The 15,779-nt window shown below is 64.9% G+C and carries 13 protein-coding genes; 2 read left to right on the top strand and 11 right to left on the bottom strand.

The annotated features are described in order from the left end of the window. Window positions 1-26: 26 nt before the first annotated feature. From G7Y85_RS05275 to G7Y85_RS05235, 9 genes are all read right to left on the bottom strand, one after another. The gene (locus G7Y85_RS05275) at window positions 27-779 is read right to left on the bottom strand and encodes an amino acid ABC transporter ATP-binding protein (protein WP_166252878.1); all 753 of its coding nucleotides are present in this window, start codon (window positions 777-779) and stop codon (window positions 27-29) included. Then, the gene (locus G7Y85_RS05270) at window positions 772-1,719 is read right to left on the bottom strand and encodes an amino acid ABC transporter permease (RefSeq protein WP_166252876.1); all 948 of its coding nucleotides are present in this window, start codon (window positions 1,717-1,719) and stop codon (window positions 772-774) included. The genes G7Y85_RS05275 and G7Y85_RS05270 overlap by 8 nt, the downstream gene beginning before the upstream one ends. A gap of 91 nt (window positions 1,720-1,810) precedes the next feature. Beyond that, on the bottom strand, window positions 1,811-3,115 hold the full coding sequence (locus G7Y85_RS05265) for a sensor histidine kinase (RefSeq protein ID WP_166252874.1): 1,305 nt from the start codon (window positions 3,113-3,115) through the stop codon (window positions 1,811-1,813). 61 nt (window positions 3,116-3,176) lie between these two features. Next, window positions 3,177-4,520: a sigma-54-dependent transcriptional regulator gene (locus G7Y85_RS05260; RefSeq protein WP_166252862.1), complete on the bottom strand. Its 1,344-nt coding sequence runs from the start codon at window positions 4,518-4,520 to the stop codon at window positions 3,177-3,179. A 143-nt stretch (window positions 4,521-4,663) separates the two neighbouring features. Next, a complete protein-coding gene (locus G7Y85_RS05255) occupies window positions 4,664-5,890 on the bottom strand; it encodes an ABC transporter permease (RefSeq protein ID WP_166252859.1) in 1,227 nt (408 codons plus the stop codon). A gap of 10 nt (window positions 5,891-5,900) precedes the next feature. Further along, window positions 5,901-7,196 (bottom strand): ABC transporter permease, encoded by a 1,296-nt coding sequence (locus G7Y85_RS05250; RefSeq protein ID WP_166252856.1) that lies wholly within the window; start codon window positions 7,194-7,196, stop codon window positions 5,901-5,903. Between the two features lie 10 nt (window positions 7,197-7,206). Next, a complete protein-coding gene (locus G7Y85_RS05245; protein ID WP_166252853.1) occupies window positions 7,207-7,914 on the bottom strand; it encodes an ABC transporter ATP-binding protein in 708 nt (235 codons plus the stop codon). A gap of 36 nt (window positions 7,915-7,950) precedes the next feature. Then, entirely contained in the window at window positions 7,951-9,222 is a 1,272-nt protein-coding gene (locus G7Y85_RS05240; RefSeq protein ID WP_166253356.1) for an efflux RND transporter periplasmic adaptor subunit, read from the bottom strand. Window positions 9,223-9,403: 181 nt separating this feature from the next. Further along, complete coding sequence (locus G7Y85_RS05235) at window positions 9,404-10,783, bottom strand: TolC family outer membrane protein (RefSeq protein WP_166252850.1); 1,380 nt, start codon at window positions 10,781-10,783, stop codon at window positions 9,404-9,406. 452 nt (window positions 10,784-11,235) lie between these two features. Here G7Y85_RS05235 and G7Y85_RS05230 point away from each other — a divergent pair, with 452 nt between their 5' ends. Further along, complete coding sequence (locus G7Y85_RS05230) at window positions 11,236-11,646, top strand: nuclear transport factor 2 family protein (RefSeq protein WP_166252847.1); 411 nt, start codon at window positions 11,236-11,238, stop codon at window positions 11,644-11,646. A 137-nt stretch (window positions 11,647-11,783) separates the two neighbouring features. On the opposite strand, the gene G7Y85_RS05225 is transcribed toward G7Y85_RS05230, so the two are convergent. Then, window positions 11,784-13,283, bottom strand: a complete 1,500-nt coding sequence (locus G7Y85_RS05225) for an MFS transporter (RefSeq protein ID WP_166252844.1) — start codon at window positions 13,281-13,283, stop codon at window positions 11,784-11,786. A 251-nt stretch (window positions 13,284-13,534) separates the two neighbouring features. Here G7Y85_RS05225 and G7Y85_RS05220 point away from each other — a divergent pair, with 251 nt between their 5' ends. Then, window positions 13,535-14,176 carry a TetR/AcrR family transcriptional regulator gene (locus tag G7Y85_RS05220; RefSeq protein WP_166252841.1) on the top strand — a complete coding sequence of 214 codons (642 nt, stop codon included), beginning with the start codon at window positions 13,535-13,537 and terminating at the stop codon, window positions 14,174-14,176. 27 nt (window positions 14,177-14,203) lie between these two features. Here G7Y85_RS05220 and G7Y85_RS05215 read toward each other — a convergent pair whose 3' ends face one another. Further along, the gene (locus tag G7Y85_RS05215; RefSeq protein WP_166252838.1) at window positions 14,204-15,706 is read right to left on the bottom strand and encodes a carboxylesterase family protein; all 1,503 of its coding nucleotides are present in this window, start codon (window positions 15,704-15,706) and stop codon (window positions 14,204-14,206) included. Window positions 15,707-15,779: the final 73 nt, after the last annotated feature.

The following is a 15,779-nucleotide window of genomic DNA, read 5'->3' as shown; positions in this document are numbered from 1 at the left end:
GACCGCTCGGAACCGGCGGCCCCGAGCTACTTGAGAATCTGGCCGAGAAAGCCGCGCAGACGTTCATTGTCCGGCGCATCGAAGAACGACGCCGGTGCCGCCTGATGGACGATCTCGCCGGCCTCCATGAACACGACGCGGTCGGCGACCGCACGCGCGAAGCCCATCTCGTGGGTCACGACGCACATGGTCATGCCCTCGCCCGCCAGCAGCTTCATGACGTCGAGCACCTCGTTGACCTTTTCCGGGTCCAGCGCCGATGTCGGCTCGTCGAACAGCATGATGTCGGGCTGCATCGCCAGCGCACGTGCGATCGCCACACGCTGCTGCTGGCCGCCGGACAGCTGCGCCGGGTGCGCGTCGTGCTTGTCGGCGAGACCGACCTTGGCCAGCAGGGCCTCGCAGCGGGTGCGCACCTCAGCCGCCGGGGTACGCGACACGACCAGTGGCGCCAGCATCAGGTTTTCCAGCGCGGTCTTGTGCGGAAACAGATTGAACGACTGGAACACCATACCGACGCGTGCGCGCAGGCGATCGAGATCGACTCTCGCGGCATGCACGGATTGGCCGAGCACGACAACGTCGCCACTGCTGATCGTCTCCAGCGCGTTGAGCGTGCGCAGCAGCGTCGATTTCCCGGAGCCGCTCGGGCCGACGATGCAGACCACTTCGCCGCGTCGCACCTGCAGGGACACGTCCTGCAGCGCGACCACGCCGTTGGCGAAGGTCTTGCAGACGCCGCGCACATCGATCAGCACATCGGCCTGCGTGTCAGTCATGGGCGAGTTTCTTTTCCAGACGCCGGACCAGGATCGACAGCGTCCCGGTCAGGAGCAGATACATCGCCGCAACCGTGAACCAGACCTCGAACGGACTGAAGGTCGAGGCCACGACCTCGCGGCCCGCCTTGGTCAGATCGGTCAGCGCCATCACCGACACCAGCGAGGAATCCTTGATCAGGTTGATGAACTGTCCGGCCAGCGGCGGCAGCGTCTTGCGGAACGCCTGCGGCAGCACGACGTGGCGCATCGCCTGCGGCACGCTCATGCCGAGGCTGCGCGCCGCTTCCATCTGCCCGCGCGGAATCGCCTCGATGCCGGCACGGATGATTTCCGCGACGTAGGCGCCGGTGAATACCGCCAGCGCCGCGACGCCGGCGGTGAACGCCGAAAGCTTGAGCACCGTGCCGACGAAGAAATAGAAGATGAAGATCTGCACCAGCAGCGGCGTGCCGCGGATCAGCTCGACGTAGCTCGTGGCCAGTCCATAAACCGCCGGATTCTTCGCAACGCGGCCGAGGCCGGCGATCAGGCCGAACAGCATCGAGAACAGCAGCGCGATCGCCGAAATCTTCAGCGTCATCCACAAGCCGATCGTCAGCGGGCCGGCGACCCAGCCTCGCTTGCGCGCCAGCGGATCGTTCTGGAACACCAGATCGCCGTCGCCGACCAACAGATCATCGAAACCGCTGAGCACCTGCGTGCGGCCGCCCTTGAGCTCCTTCAGCGTCAGGCTTTTCTGGTCGGCCGCGATCGACACGAAGCCGTCGAACGGTGCCTTCATCTCCGTGCCGTCGTCGCTGATCAGATATTGCGGAATCCGCTCCCAGCGCCAGCTGTAGTCGACGCGTTTGCCGGCGGCATGCACGGCGACGCCGAACGCAAGCATCACGGCCAGGTAGACGCCATACCACCACCAGCGACGGGAGGAAGCCTGCATGCGGGAATGCCTAGCAAGAAACGGCCCGGATCGGCCGGCCGCGCCTCGACCGTAGCAAGCACCGGGGCCGCGCCGCAATCGGCGAAGCTGCTCAGGCCGGCAACATCAGGCTGACGCGCAGACCGCCGCCATCGCGATTGGCAAGCTGCAGACGCCCTCCGTGCGCTTCGGCAATCTCGCGCGCCAGCGCCAGACCCAGCCCTGTGCCGGCGCGCTTGGTCGAATAGAACGGCAGCAAGGCGTTGGCGAGCACCGTCTCGCTCATGCCGCTGCCGCGATCACGTACTTCGACGCGCCAGTTCGCGGCCACGCGCCGGACCTCCAGTTCGACCGCATCGGCGTCGCTGCCCGCCTCGTGCGCATTCTTCAGCAGGTTGATCAGCACCTGTTCGATCTGCGCACGATCGAAGCGCGCCTGGCCGTCCGGAACGCTGCCCGCGACCCGGAATTCGGCCTGCAGGCGCAGCGCGGAAACCAGATCCTGCCAGACGACCGCCTCAGGCCGCGGCGCCGGCAGGCGCGCGAACGTGGCATAGCTCTCGATGAACGAATGCAGGTGTTTGGCACGGCCGCCGATGCTGGCGAACACGTCCGGCAGACGTTCGGTCTGTCCGCGCCGCGCCAGTTCGCCGCCGGAATGCGCGAGCGACGAGATCGGCGCCAGCGAATTGTTGAGTTCATGGCTCATGACACGGATCACTTTCTTCCAGGTCGCGACTTCCTGACGCGACAGCTCGCGCGTCATGCGCCGGAACAGATAGAGACGATGGCCGCGCCCCTGCAGGCGGAAGCCTCGCTGGGAGAGGTGAAAGGTCTCCTCGCCTTCGCTGAAGTCGACGCTGAACAGGGCGTCGCCACCTTCCGCCAGCGCCTCGCGCATCGACGCGGGGCCGGACGCGACGATCGCCTCGAACGACATGCCGGCGAGGCTGCGGTTGTCGTTGAACAGCTGCCGCGCGGCGAGATTGGCGTAGGCAACGTGACCACTGTCGTCGACCAGCACCAGCGCGGTCGGCGTGTTCTGCACGACCGTATCGAGCAGCAGCTCGCGTTGCGTCAGATGCTGGCGCTGCTCGCGCAGGGTCTGACCCAGCGCATTGTGCAGCCGCGTCAGCGCGCCGAGCGGACCACGGCGATCGTCGGCGATCGAGAAACTGAAATCGCCGTCGCGAAAGCTCGCGACCGCCCCTTCGAGCGCGCGCAGCAGACGCTCCAGCGGCTGCACCAGCTGGTGCGCCAGCCAGCTGCCAGCCAGCAGCGCGACGGCAGTGGCCGCCAGCGCCGCCAACAGCATCGATGCCGTGCGTTGCGCAACCAGGACCGCCGCCATCGCCGCAAGCGCGGAAACGATCACAAACACCAGACTGAGGCGAGCCTGCAGCGAAAACGGGCGCATGAGCGAAGCCTGCGGAGCGATGCCGTGCAGCGTAGCAGCCGCTGCCGCGCGGCGGATCGGCTCAGCTGCCGGCAGTCTCGAAACCGTGGCGATCCATGCGCCGGTACAGCGCCTGTCGCGACATGCCGAGACTCTGTGCGGTGCGGCTGATGTTGCCGCCGCTGGCCTTCAGCGCCGCGGCGATGGTCTCGCGATCCGGTTCGTCGCCGCCACGTGCGCCAGCCCTGCGCTGCTGCGGCAGTCCCAGATCGGCGGCCCGAATCACCCCGGCCCGGCACAGCAGCCGCGCGCGCTCGACCGCGTTGCGCAGCTCGCGGACATTGCCCGGCCAGTGGTAATCGAGCAGCGCCTCACGCGCCTCGTCGGAAAATTGCGCGGCATCGCCGACGAAGAATTCGGCGAGCGGCAGGATGTCGTCGCTGCGCTCGGCCAGCGGCGGCAGGGCGACTTCGATCAGGTTGAGCCGGTAGTACAGATCCTGGCGGAAGCCGCCGTCGGCGATCAGCTTCGCAAGCTCGGCATTGGTCGCGCTCAGCACCCGCACCTTGACCTGCCGGGTGCGCGACGAACCGAGCCGCTCGAACTGTCCGGTCTCGAGCACGCGCAGCAGCTTCACCTGTCCGGACAGCGGCAGATTGCCGATCTCGTCGAGAAACAGGGTGCCGCCGTCGGCCGCCTCGAAACGGCCTTCCCGCGCGCGGTTGGCGCCCGTGTACGCGCCGGCTTCGGCACCGAACAGCTCAGCCTCGATCAGCTCGCTCGGCAAGGCGCCGCAATTGACGGCGATGAACGGGCCGTCGCGAACCGCCGAGTTGGCGTGCACGATCTGTGCGATGCGTTCCTTGCCGGCGCCGTTCGGGCCGGTGATCAGCACCGGTACGTCGGCGCGCGCGACCTGGCAGGCGAGCTCGACGACGCGCTCCATCGCTTCCGAACCATAGACCAGGCCGCGCAAGTCGTAGCGACGCGCCAGCTCTTCACGCCGCCGCCGGCGCTCGCTGCGCAGACGCGACATCGTGCGGCTGGCCTCCGACAGCTCAAGCAGGTTCTCGACCGTCGTCAGCAGCTTGTTGTCGTCCCAGGGCTTGGCCAGATAGTCGGCCGCGCCGGCCTTGACCAGTTCGACCGCGGTCTCCAGATGCGTCCACGCCGTCAGCAGCATCACCGGCATGTCCGGATAGCGCTCGCGGATCGCGCGAAACAGCGCGACACCTTCCTCGCCCGACGTCGTGTCGGCGCGGAAATTCATGTCGGCGATCACCAGATCGATGCGCTCCACCATCAGCATCGCCAGACCTTCCTCGGGCGTCGCGGCGCCACGCGCGCGAATCTCGTGCAGGGACAGCAGCAGGCCCAGTGCCTCGCGCACGGCGGCGTTGTCATCGATGATCAGGACACTGCGCATGTCGGTTCGTCGTGCCATGCATCACAGATGCAGGGCCTGCGGAAAAGGTTGGAATACGCTTCGATCATAGCCTGTGACCGGCCCCCAGGAAGACGCGCCGGCGAGCGGCGCGCAAGCTTGGGAGCAAAACGGAACCTCGACATTCAGACCGTGCGCGTCGCCGTGGCCGGCGGCACCGACGCCGCACGCAAGGCCGGCGCGAGCACTGACAACTGTCCAAGCAGCCACAAGGCGACGGCGCCCACCGGCAGGTAATACAGCGGCAGCCTCGGCAGTTCGTACTGATGCATCAGCCAGCCGCTGATCGCATAGGCGGCACCCATGCCGATGACGATGCCGACCGTGACGATCAGGAAATTCTCGGTCTGGAAGTAATGCAGGATCTGCCGACGCGTCGCACCGAGCGCGCGACGGATGCCGATCTGGCGGCGGCGGCGCTGTACCCAGAAGCTGGCGAGGCCGACGATGCCGAGCGCGGTGACGATCAGCAGCGATATCACCACGGCGACCAGCAGCCCGGCCATCACGCGATCCTGCTTGAAGTAGTCGCTGCGCGCGCTCTCCAGCGTTTTGGCGTCGAGCACGATGCGGTTCGGGGAAACCTCCTTGAGCTTCTTCCTGGCGGCGGCGATCACGGCGTCACGGTTGCCGGGGTCGGTGCGCAACACAAACTGGCCGTACCCGAGACTGAGACGCACCGGCAGGATCATGCTGCTGTCGGCGTCGATCAGGTCACTGCCGAAATTCGGCCGGATCAGATGCTCGACGATGCCGATCACGCGGGTCGGCTTCGTGTCGTCCAGATAAATGTTCTTGCCGATGGCGTTCTCGTCGCCGAACAGGCGCCGGGCCAGCGTCTTGGTGATGATCATCGAGGACGGCGGATCGCTCTTGCCCTTGAGCACGTCATCGAAGTTCAGAAACTCGTCGGATGTGAACTGGCGCCCGGCGATCAGCTTCACCCCGAAACTGTCAAGCATATGCTCATCGGCGTAATAAGCACCGACGTTGGCGCTGGTCTGCTGCTGGTCCGCGGCCAGCTTCACCCCGGTATTCCAGGACGAGTGCCCGAACGGGATCTGATTGATGATGGTTGCCGACTTCACGCCGGGAATGCTGGCCAGCGCTGCGCGGTCCTCGCGGGCGCGGACCATGGGATCGTCACCGCCGCTGGCGCCGATGCCGGCGGTACGGATGTAGACCAGCTCGTCTTCGACGACGCCGCTGGGCACGTGACTGCGCTCGAGACGATGTGTGATCAGGAACAGCACGTTGCAGATGATCGCGCAGGACAGGGCGATCTCGATCGCAATCAGTGCCGCCGCCGTCTTCTGCCGCTTCAGTGCCGCGATGATTGGGGCGATATCCATTGTCGTTTCCTCAGTCGCTTTTCAGTTGCAATGCCGGCGTCACCTGGCACGCCCGCCAGGCCGGCAACAGCCCCGACAGCAGGGCGGTCGCCAGCGCCAGCAGCAGGGTCATCAACAGCATGGTCGGATCGATGTGCGCCAGTTCCGCATAGTCGGCTGCCTGCTGGCGCACCCCCCAAAGCCCGAACAAGGCCAGCAGCAGACCAAGCACTGCGCCGGCGACCGCACCGGCTTCGACGAGGAACTGCGCGAAGATTTCGCGACGGGGCGCGCCGATCGCACGACGCACCGCGATCTCGCCGTTGCGACGCAGGAACTTGGCGAGCATCAGACCGATGGTGTTGACCAGACAGACCGCGAGAAATCCGAACGACAACCAGACCTGCAGACGCACGTCGGTCGGCACGACCTTCTGATCGTCCAGCCACTGCATCACAGTCGGCAGCCGCACATTGTTCGGCCGCGGGAAACGGCCCTGACTGCGCTGCTCGTCGGAGTAGTTGTTGAGGAAAGCCTGGTATGCCTTCGCTTTTTCCGGTGTATCGAGCTCCACCCAGAACTGCAGCCATGAGCAGTTCGGCGAGTGCAGCTGGTCGCCGTCGGGCGTGTTGTCCCAGCAATCCATCGAACCGTTGCGGCCGAATTCCAGTTCCATCGCCGTCGACAGCGGCAGAAAGACCTCCTCGTAGTCGCTGTAGCGCGCGCTGTTGAGGTCGTAGAAATGCGGGGTCGGCCGCCAGTCGTCGAGCACGCCGACCACACGAAAATCGGTACTCTGCAGGCGCAGCGTCTTGCCGACACTGTTGCCACCACCAAAGACCTTCTTGTTGAGACTCCTGGTGATCACGACGTCGCGCGCATGCGCGTCGTCGTCGGCCGCCTTCCAGCCGCTGCCGTACTGGAACGGCGCGTCGAACATCGCGAAGAAGTCGGCCGTCGTGTAACGCGCATCGACCGAAAACGGATCGATCGCCGCATCGTCCGGCAGCACGACCGCGCCGCCGCCGGTCATCAGCGCCTGCCGGTCAGCACGCTTGGCCTGCAGCAGATTCATGCCATCCGGATATGTGACCTGCTCTGCCGGTGCCTCGCCCGGGTGGTAGTCGTTGATGGTGCGCGGATCGATCTGCGGATAGAAAAGTCGCGCGCTCTTCTCCGGGATCGGGTCACCGGAGAGGATGTGCAGCACCGTCAGCGTGGTGATGCTGGCGCCGATGCCGAGACCGATCGCCAGCACCATCAGCGCCGTCAGCGCCGGATTTCTCTTGAGGCTGCGCGCCGCCAGCCAGGCGTAATAGCGGAGCATGGTCGTCTCCTCAGGCGTTGGCAGCGACGTTCATGCGTAGCGTCGGCGCTTCGCCGAGATCGACGACCTGGCCGTCGATCACATGGACATTGCGCTGCGCGCGCGCCGCCAGTTCCGGATCGTGCGTGACCATGACGATGGTCGCCCCGTCGCGGTGGATCTCTTCGAGCAGCTGCATCACGGCGCGCGCCATCTGCGAGTCGAGATTGCCGGTCGGTTCATCGGCCAGCAGGAGCTTCGGCGAGCCGGCCAGCGCGCGCGCGATCGCGACGCGCTGCTGCTGGCCGCCGGACAGTTCGGCCGGATAGTGGCGCAGACGGGCCGACAGGCCGACGCGTTCCAGGGCCTCGCCGATGCGCTTCTTGCGTTCGGCGCCCGACATCTTGCGATAACGCAGCGGCACATCGACGTTGTCGTAGATGTTGAGGTCGGGAATCAGGTTGAACGCCTGGAAGATGAAACCGATCTTGCCGTTGCGGATGCGCGAGCGGGCGTCGTCGCCGAGCCGGCTGACGTCTTCACCGTCCAGCTCGTAACTGCCGCCGGTCGGCGTTTCCAGCAGGCCGGCGATGTTCAGGAACGTGGTCTTGCCGGAACCCGACGGCCCCGTCACGGCGACGAACTCGCCGGTGCGCACATGTATCGAGAAATCGCGCAGCGCGTAGGTTTCGACGACTTCGGTGCGAAAGGCCTTGGCCAGATGCGTCATCTTCAGCATGGGAACATCCTCTCCAGAGTTAGGGCTCGTGTCGGCTCAGCGACTGAGGGCGACGCGATCGGCGTCGTTGAAGGTATCGGTGCCGGAAATGACGATCTGATCGCCCGGCTGCAACCCGTCGAGAATTTCGACCTTGTCGACGCTGGCGGCGCCGGTGCGGATGGCACGCTTCTCGGCGATGTCGCCGTCGACCACATAGGCCGTCGTACCGCGACCGAGGTCCAGGAACGGACCGCGCGCCACCATCACCACGTTCTTGCGTTCGTCGAGCACGACACGCACCGACAGGCGCTGGCTCTGGCGCAGACCCTGCGGCGCCTCGCCGACAAAGCGAACACGCGCCGTCACTTCACCGTTGACGACTTCCGGCGCCACCGCACTGACCTCGCCGCGCCATTCGCTGCCATTGCCGCGAATCGTCGCCGGCATGCCGACGGCAAGATCGCGCGCGAAGCTCTCCGGCACCTTGACCTCGACCTCGAGCGCGGACAGATCGACAACCGTCAGCAGTGCCGCGTCCTTGGCGACCGTCGAACGGTCGGTGACCATCAACTGGCCGACCTGACCGGACACCGGCGAGCGCAGCGTCAGCAGATCGACCTGACGCTGCAGATCGTCGACCATCAGCTGCTGGCGATCGCGCGCGAGGCGCCTGGCCTCGACATCGAAGCGACGCCCTTCCTTCTGCAGCTCGTGATCGGTGTCGGCCCGCTTCAGGGCGATCTCGGCCTTCTGCAGCGCGGCCTGCGTGCGCAGCACTTCGATCTCCGGCGTCACGCCGAGCTCGAAAGCCTTCTTCGTGCGCTCCTGTTCGGTGACCGCGGTCTGGCGATCGATCTGCGCCTGCTCCAGCGTCTGCTCCGCCACCAGCGCCTGCTGCCTGGCATCGAGTTGCGCACGCGAGTAATCGACCTGCAGCGCTTCGAGATTGGCGCGCTCCTGTGCGAGCTTGCTGGTCAGCTCCGGACTGTCGACGCTGCCGATCACCTGATCCTTGTCGACCTTGCCGCCGGCCTGCACGCTGAAGCGCACCGAGCCCGGCGCCGGTGCATACAGTGTCGGGCTGACGGCGGCGACGACGCGGCCTTCGGCGGAAATGTCGCGCGTGAAATCGCCGCGCTCCACGGTGGCGATGCTGATGCGCTGCCGGCTGACCGATGTGCCCGCCGACAGCGAGCGCAGCGTGACCGGCACGATCAGCGCGAGCACCAGTGCCGCGATGCCGCCGATCAGCAACCACTTGCGATGGCGCCGCCACCACGGCGTCCGCGCGATCACGCGATCCTGCCCGCTGGTATCCCGAATCATCATGGTCATGCCGGTTCCCCGCCGCGATTCGCGGTCCGGCTTTCGATGGCGCAAGCGCCATACCAGCCGTCAGCGACGCGATAAATTACTGTTATCAAAGACTTCTCCTCCGGGCCGACGGTGCCGGCGAGGCGTCCGCGGACAGCTGCCGCGGACACTGCGGACAGTTTTGCCTGGCCCCTCATGGCGCCTGTTCGTCCGGCATTTCGATCTGGCTGCCGTCATCGGCCAGTTCGGCATCGACAGCCACCAGATCCGCTTCGGTCAGCCGCCCGGCCTGCGCCTTGAGCTTCAGGCTGTTGTCCAGATAGTCGTAACGCGACTGGTAGTACGCGCGCAGGGCCGCGTAGTAATTGGTCTGCGCATTGAGCAGATCGAACTCCGTGCGGGTGCCGGCCTCGACGCCGTTCTGGCTGGCCTCGACTGCCGTGCGATTGGCATCGACCGCGAGCCGCCCGGAGCGGATATTGCGGATGCCGGCGATCACGCCGCGGTAAGCGGCGAGCGTGTCGCGCTCGGCCTGCCGCTTGCGATTCTGATATTCGGCCCAGCTCTGGCGAAATCGCGCCTCGGCCTCTCGGGTCTGCGAGCGCACCATTCCACCCTGGAAGATCGGCCACTGTGCGACCACGCCGATGCTGTCGACGCGCTGATCGCCGCCGAGCACGTCCGGGACTTCCGTCTTGCCCAGCGAACCTTGCAACGAAATCGTCGGCCAGTAACGCCCGCGCACGACCGCGACGCCGCGCTGCGCGGCGGCTGCCGCCAGTTCGGCCGCCTGCACGCCGTAGTTGTCGTCGCGCGTCGCAACCAGCCAGTCGTCCGAACTCGCCGGCCGCGGCGATACCAGCGGAATCTCGCCGCGCAGCGGCACGATCGCCGTCGACAGGCGCGTCATCTGCAGCAGGGCGCGCCGGGCGTCGAGCAGTGCCAGTTCGGAGTCGCTGACCGACTGCCCGGTCAGCGTGTAGAACGACTGCGCCTCCTCGACGCCAATGCGCGCGCCCAGACCGGTCTGCAGTTTCTTCTGCGCCTGGTCGACCAGCGCTCCGTAGGCCTCGCGCTCCGAACGATTGGCGCTGAGGTTGTCGGCTGCCGCGAGCACGGCGAAATAGGATTCGGCGACGCGCAGGATCAGCGCCTGCTGCGCATCGCGATACGCCGCTTCGGCCTGCGCGACCTCGAGACTGGACTGTCGCAACTTCTGGAACGACTCGACGCTCCACAGCGGCTGATCGAGATCCAGGCCGTAGGTCCTGCGCGTCGCCGCGAAGTTCGCGTTGTCGTCGGCCGGTGTCGGATTCGACGGATCGCCGACCACCGAATTCGCACCATCGAGCCGGTAGTGTTCGCGCGCCGCGGAAGCCGTGGCGGTCACCGTCGGCAGCAGCAAGGCGCGCGCCTGCGGCTGCACTTCGACCGCCGCATCCCGCACCGCGAGCGCCGCATCGAGCACCGCATCGTTGTGCTGTGCGGCGCGATACGCATCGAGCAGGCTGTTGGCCTGCGCCGGCGAGGCGCCGAACACACTGATCAGTACCGCCGCTGCCACCATCCGCATTGCCAGTGCCCCACTCTGGATTCAAGGGCTACTACGCAGCGCCTGTGCCAGCCGGGCTTCGTTCGGCACTACATTGACTGAAAAGGAATTTCCAGAATTCGTCCGGCTCGTGCCGCTGTCCGCGAACAGCGAGCGGACAGCAGCGGACACCCGATCGGCAGACCGGCGCCGCCCGGCCCCTGCCCGCGACAACGCCAATCCGCCGGTGGCGGACAACGGACCGTCGGCATGGCCAAACGACATCGGGTCCTGGCGGCGCTTCGCGCGACCGCGCCGCCCGATGCCGACCGCTCATGAGCTTCGTGCTCGCCGTCGGCGACCGGTCGCCGCGCCGCATGACGAGGCCAGGCGTGCCAATCACCCGGCTAGTCCGATCCGAGGGGGCGGCCGATGCAGGCGACGCGCAGGCTTGCGGAACGGAAAACGTGCCCGGCACCGCAACAGGAGTAGCGATGAGCATCGAACGCAACAAGCAACTGGCGCACGCATTTTTCGACGCGCTCAATCGCGGTGACGTGCCGGCGATCATTGCTGCCTATGCCGATGATGGCTACTGCCTCACCACCGGCAACACCCTGATCTCGGGAAAATTCGGCAAGGCGCAGATCGCCCAGGCTGCAGGCAGCGTGTTCGAAGTCTTCCCGAACGGCATCCGTTTCACGATCAAGGCGATGACCGCCGAGGACGATCGCGTCGCCGTCGAAGCCGAATCGGAAGGCGACCACGTGTCCGGCCAGCGCTACCGCAACCAGTACCACTTCTTCATGCGCTTCCGCGACGGCAAGCTCGCCGAGTTCAAGGAATACATGGACACCGAGCGCGTCACCGACATCCTCTGCGGCGGCCAGCGTCCGGGACCGTGAACCGCGCTTGAGCGCGGCCATCTCGGCATGACGCAGCTGTGTCGTACCGGCATGATCAAGCGCGGGAATCAAGAAGGTCGAGCAGACAGTATCCTGTCGCCTGCTCGAACGCTTGATTCCCGACACGTTCGTTCTGCTCACTCACTTGCCCAGTGGCCTCGGCCAACAGCTCGTCTTCGCTGAAGCTCGGCAAGTATCGCCGAGTGCGTGTTCCGGTTCAGACGATATCTGAGGAGAACGGCAACGGACAGCGCGGACAGCACAGCTGCCCCAGGGCCATAGATGAAGCCCAGCGCATTGGCTGTCGCTGCAGGTAGCACCGTTGTCGAGTCGACGTCTCCGACGGGAAAGTTGATCGCCTGCAGTGCAATGCCGGACAGAAAGGTCCCGAGCCCACTCGCCGCCTTGCTCGCAAAACTCCAGCTTGCGAAGTACAGCCCCTCACGGCGTGCACCGAAGCGGAGCTCATGTTCGTCGGCGGCGTCGGTTATCATCGACAGCAACGCGATTGCGGCGACCGTCGTCATCGCACCGCCGGCCAGGGCGGAGAGTGCCAGGACTTCAGCCAAAGGCAGCACCTCGGGCTTCAGCAAACCGGAAAGCTTCAGAGCGGCCGGCGTTGCCTGCGCCAGAATCAGTCCGCTCAAACCGATGAATGCAGCGGTGCGGCGTTCCAGCCTGGCAACAATCGAGCCCGCACAGGGCGCGCCCAGAATCAATCCGACGGGAAATGCCAGGGTCACCAGCTGGATCTGGTCGCTTGTCAATCGCCAGAAGAACGTGTTGGCGTGAAGACCAAGCGACTGCGTAATCCCTTGCGCCGCCGCGAACAATAGAGCGACGACGAAGACGACGAGGAACGTACGATTTGCAGCCAACTCGCCGAGTTCCAAGAAGAAGCCGGTGACAGACGCCGAGCCACGGGGCGGTGGCAAGTGCTGACGTGGCAGCGTTTGGCGAACGGCACTCATCGACAGCATAGCAGCCACGCACATCATTGCGGCAAGGGTCATCGCGAAGGGCGCATATGCCGCACGTGTACCAGTTCCGTGCGGACCTTTGAAGAAGACGCTGAATCCCAGTGCAACCGTCACAAGGGCCGCGAGCATTCCCGCGAGCCAGCGCCAGGCGATGATGTCGGAGCGTTCGCCGGCATCATCGCTGATCTCCGCACCGACAGCGAAGTACGGCAGATTGAACAGCGACAGGCTGACACGGACTGCAATGCAGGCCGCAGACAGGGTTGCAAAGAGCACCCACTGATTCGTCAGCTGTGGCAGGGAAAACAGCAAAACGAAACTCAACAGCAGAACAGGCGCGCCAAGGACCATGAAGGGCAGACGACGGCCCCACCGCGAGTGATGATTGTCAGACAGCGATCCGATAAGCGGGTCAGCGACCGCATCGACGATCAGGCCCATCGCCAAGGCGCCACCCGACAGTGCCGCCGACAAGCCGCAGACCACGCTTGCATAGAACAACAGAAAGACATTGATGCTGGTGTTCACGGTCAGGTCGAGGACCGAACCCGCCGCATAGCTCAGCTTCGAGGCCCGTGGTATCGGCACCGACCGCAGCAGCGCGCGTTCGTATTCACCAGACGGCGGACGCATTTGGATCGACGGCTCGTCTCTCAATGGCCCACTCCGAGGTGCAGCTCAACCCGGGCGCTCCGGCAGTCGCCGACGTTCGCAGGGTCGTATAGCGTCACGCTCGCTGTCCCGGCATCCCGGCATGCCACGCAATTCGATGTGCAGCCTTGCTCGGCAGCGGCCCGCCGGCGGCGCCGAGTTGAGGCGACCGGTGCACCCGCGGAGTACATATTTATAATACACGCTGTATTATCATGTCTTTCGCTGCATCGAATTGAAAACCGACCTTCAGGCCCATGGCAACCAAACTCAAACGCGTCGGCGTTCAGCGACTTTCTCGCGCCGACCAGAAAATCAGACGAACCGAATCCATGCTTGATGCTGCCTGGGTGATGTTCTGCGAGAAGGGCTACGAGGCCAGCACGATGGAAGAAGTCGCCGAGTCTGCCGGCGTCTCGCGCTATCCGGTGTACTACGCCTTTGGTGACAAGCAGAATCTTTTTCTGGAACTCTGGAAGAAAAAAGTGGGCGAAGTTTTCGAACGAGTGGAACCTCGCATCAAGCGTGGCGGCCCGCTTCGACTCAACCTCATGGCTCTCGCCCAGATTCTGGCGGAAGATCATCAAACGGTTCCGTACGCTCCAGTCGACAGCCTCTTCTTCGTCGTTCACAGCATCAGTCTCGGCAGACCCGATATCGCAGAGAAACTGAATCTGGTATCCGCAAGCGGCGTCGAGTACTTCGCGGGCATTGTCGAGTCGTCCTCTCTGGGCGCCGGCGAAAAGCTTGCCGGTCCGGCAAGAAACATCGCGGCCCACTTGCTCGCCATGACCAGCGGCCTTTCGGTTTTGCGATTCCAGACACACCAGTTGAATGTCGACGCAAAGCACATCCTGAAGGTATTTCTGACGATCGCGCTGGACACTGCCAAGACGTAACGGCGGATGTTCGACGACCGGCTGCGGCTAGGTCCAGATTTCATGCCGGTATTCCGGATCGACGTCGTACTCCAGGCGACAGCCATCGGCGGCTACCCGCATCGACGCACGCTGCGTCGACTCATACATTGGCCAGGAGCCCAGCGTGTCACCGGGCTCACCGGTGCGGGCAAAATGACCGAGCATCGCGACCCAGCGGCGAGCAAGGGCTGGTGCTCCCGGGTGCTCGGCAAATGCCGGAACGGTGTGTTCCGGATCGTCCCAGACGTTGAACGTCAGTGGCAGATCGACGCAGTGGCTAGACCGCAGCAGGCGGTCGGCGATCCGGGTCGGCACGTCGATGACATAGACGTAGCCGCGGCTGCCGGCTGAAGACGTGGCCTCGGCGTAATCCATCGATGCACGCCGAAACACATCTGTCCATACCAGATCGTTGAAGCGCGATCCGAATCCGATATCTCTCTTCACTTTCTTGAGACGCTTCAGGTAGGTCCTGACCTTGTCGGTGCCGTCCGCCGGATGTCGGGCCATTGTTCTGGCAACGATGTGCTGGACAACGTCGAGCAGCGGCCACGGTAAACCGGTCTCGAGTTTCAAGATGTAATCAAGGCTCTCACCTTCGTGGGTCGCAAATCCGGCGATCAATGGCACGGCACTCGATCCGCGATCCTGAATGAGCTGCTCGATTCGGGTGGGAAGCAGCGGGGTATTCACGACTTCGTGAGGTCCCAGGCCCTTGCCTTTGCGTCTCTGAAGCGCGAGCAGCTCCCCGGTGGAAGCGGCTTTCAGGTAACTGATTGCAGCCTCACGCGAACACTTGCGCATTTTCGCTATGATCGCGACGACATCGGGCGCGGGATCGCAGACCATGTTGCCAGGACTGCAGGCTACGGCTCGATGCACAAGTCCTCGGGCCTCCGGTGCGGCGCACAAAGCGATGACGGAAACCGCACCGGCAGATTCGCCGATGATCGTCACGAGTTCCGGATTACCCCCGTAGTCGACGACGTTTTCCCGAACCCAGCGAAGCGCGGCTATCTGATCGCTCAACCACAGCTCTCCGCGCCCTTCGTCCTGAGTGCCGAAGCGAGTGCTGTCGATCGACGCGAAAATGCCGAGCCGGTAGTTGATGCACACGACCACCGCATCGGCACCCGAGGCCAAGGCAGTGCCGTCGTAGAAATTCCCGGAGCCGGTAAGGTGGGAGCCGCCGTGAATGAACACCAGTACCGGGCGAAGTGCGGGTGAACTTTCGTTCGGAACATGCACATTCAGAAACAGGCAGTCTTCAGAAAGTCCGCTCTTCGGCATAGGGCCGAAAATGTCTTCCCGAATGGGCGCCTGGGCTGCTGCCGCCCGGTAGGCGGTTGCGTCATAGGTTCCAGCCCATGGCGTCGCCGACTCCGCCGGCTGGAATCGTCGGGCGGGCTGGGCGTAGCGGAGACCACGATAGGTCTCCACACCCAGGCGCACTGTTCCGCGTACGCGTCCTAGTCTTGTGGATCGTTCAATTGCGGGAAGAAGGTTCATTGAAGTTCTCTGATTCCGAGGTCTTTCCGATGTTCATTTCGGCGCCCGCGTCGCTGCGCGCGGGTCCGAGGCG

The sequence above is a fragment of the Solimonas terrae genome, assembly GCF_011067135.1.
In the GTDB taxonomy this organism is placed as follows: Bacteria; Pseudomonadota; Gammaproteobacteria; order Nevskiales; family Nevskiaceae; genus Solimonas; species Solimonas terrae.
Note: the sequence above shows the minus strand (reverse complement) of the source record. Positions and strands in the feature narration are given on the sequence as shown.

Bases quoted from the DNA above. Each gene is read 5' to 3' on its own strand.
- G7Y85_RS05275 (WP_166252878.1), bottom strand. From the start codon at position 779: ATGACTGACACGCAGGCCGATGTGCTGATCGATGTGCGCGGCGTCTGC.
- G7Y85_RS05270 (WP_166252876.1), bottom strand. From the start codon at position 1,719: ATGCAGGCTTCCTCCCGTCGCTGGTGGTGGTATGGCGTCTACCTGGCC.
- G7Y85_RS05265 (WP_166252874.1), bottom strand. From the start codon at position 3,115: ATGCGCCCGTTTTCGCTGCAGGCTCGCCTCAGTCTGGTGTTTGTGATC.
- G7Y85_RS05260 (WP_166252862.1), bottom strand. From the start codon at position 4,520: ATGCGCAGTGTCCTGATCATCGATGACAACGCCGCCGTGCGCGAGGCA.
- G7Y85_RS05255 (WP_166252859.1), bottom strand. From the start codon at position 5,890: ATGGATATCGCCCCAATCATCGCGGCACTGAAGCGGCAGAAGACGGCG.
- G7Y85_RS05250 (WP_166252856.1), bottom strand. From the start codon at position 7,196: ATGCTCCGCTATTACGCCTGGCTGGCGGCGCGCAGCCTCAAGAGAAAT.
- G7Y85_RS05245 (WP_166252853.1), bottom strand. From the start codon at position 7,914: ATGCTGAAGATGACGCATCTGGCCAAGGCCTTTCGCACCGAAGTCGTC.
- G7Y85_RS05240 (WP_166253356.1), bottom strand. From the start codon at position 9,222: ATGATTCGGGATACCAGCGGGCAGGATCGCGTGATCGCGCGGACGCCG.
- G7Y85_RS05235 (WP_166252850.1), bottom strand. From the start codon at position 10,783: ATGCGGATGGTGGCAGCGGCGGTACTGATCAGTGTGTTCGGCGCCTCG.
- G7Y85_RS05230 (WP_166252847.1), top strand. From the start codon at position 11,236: ATGAGCATCGAACGCAACAAGCAACTGGCGCACGCATTTTTCGACGCG.
- G7Y85_RS05220 (WP_166252841.1), top strand. From the start codon at position 13,535: ATGGCAACCAAACTCAAACGCGTCGGCGTTCAGCGACTTTCTCGCGCC.
- G7Y85_RS05215 (WP_166252838.1), bottom strand. From the start codon at position 15,706: ATGAACCTTCTTCCCGCAATTGAACGATCCACAAGACTAGGACGCGTA.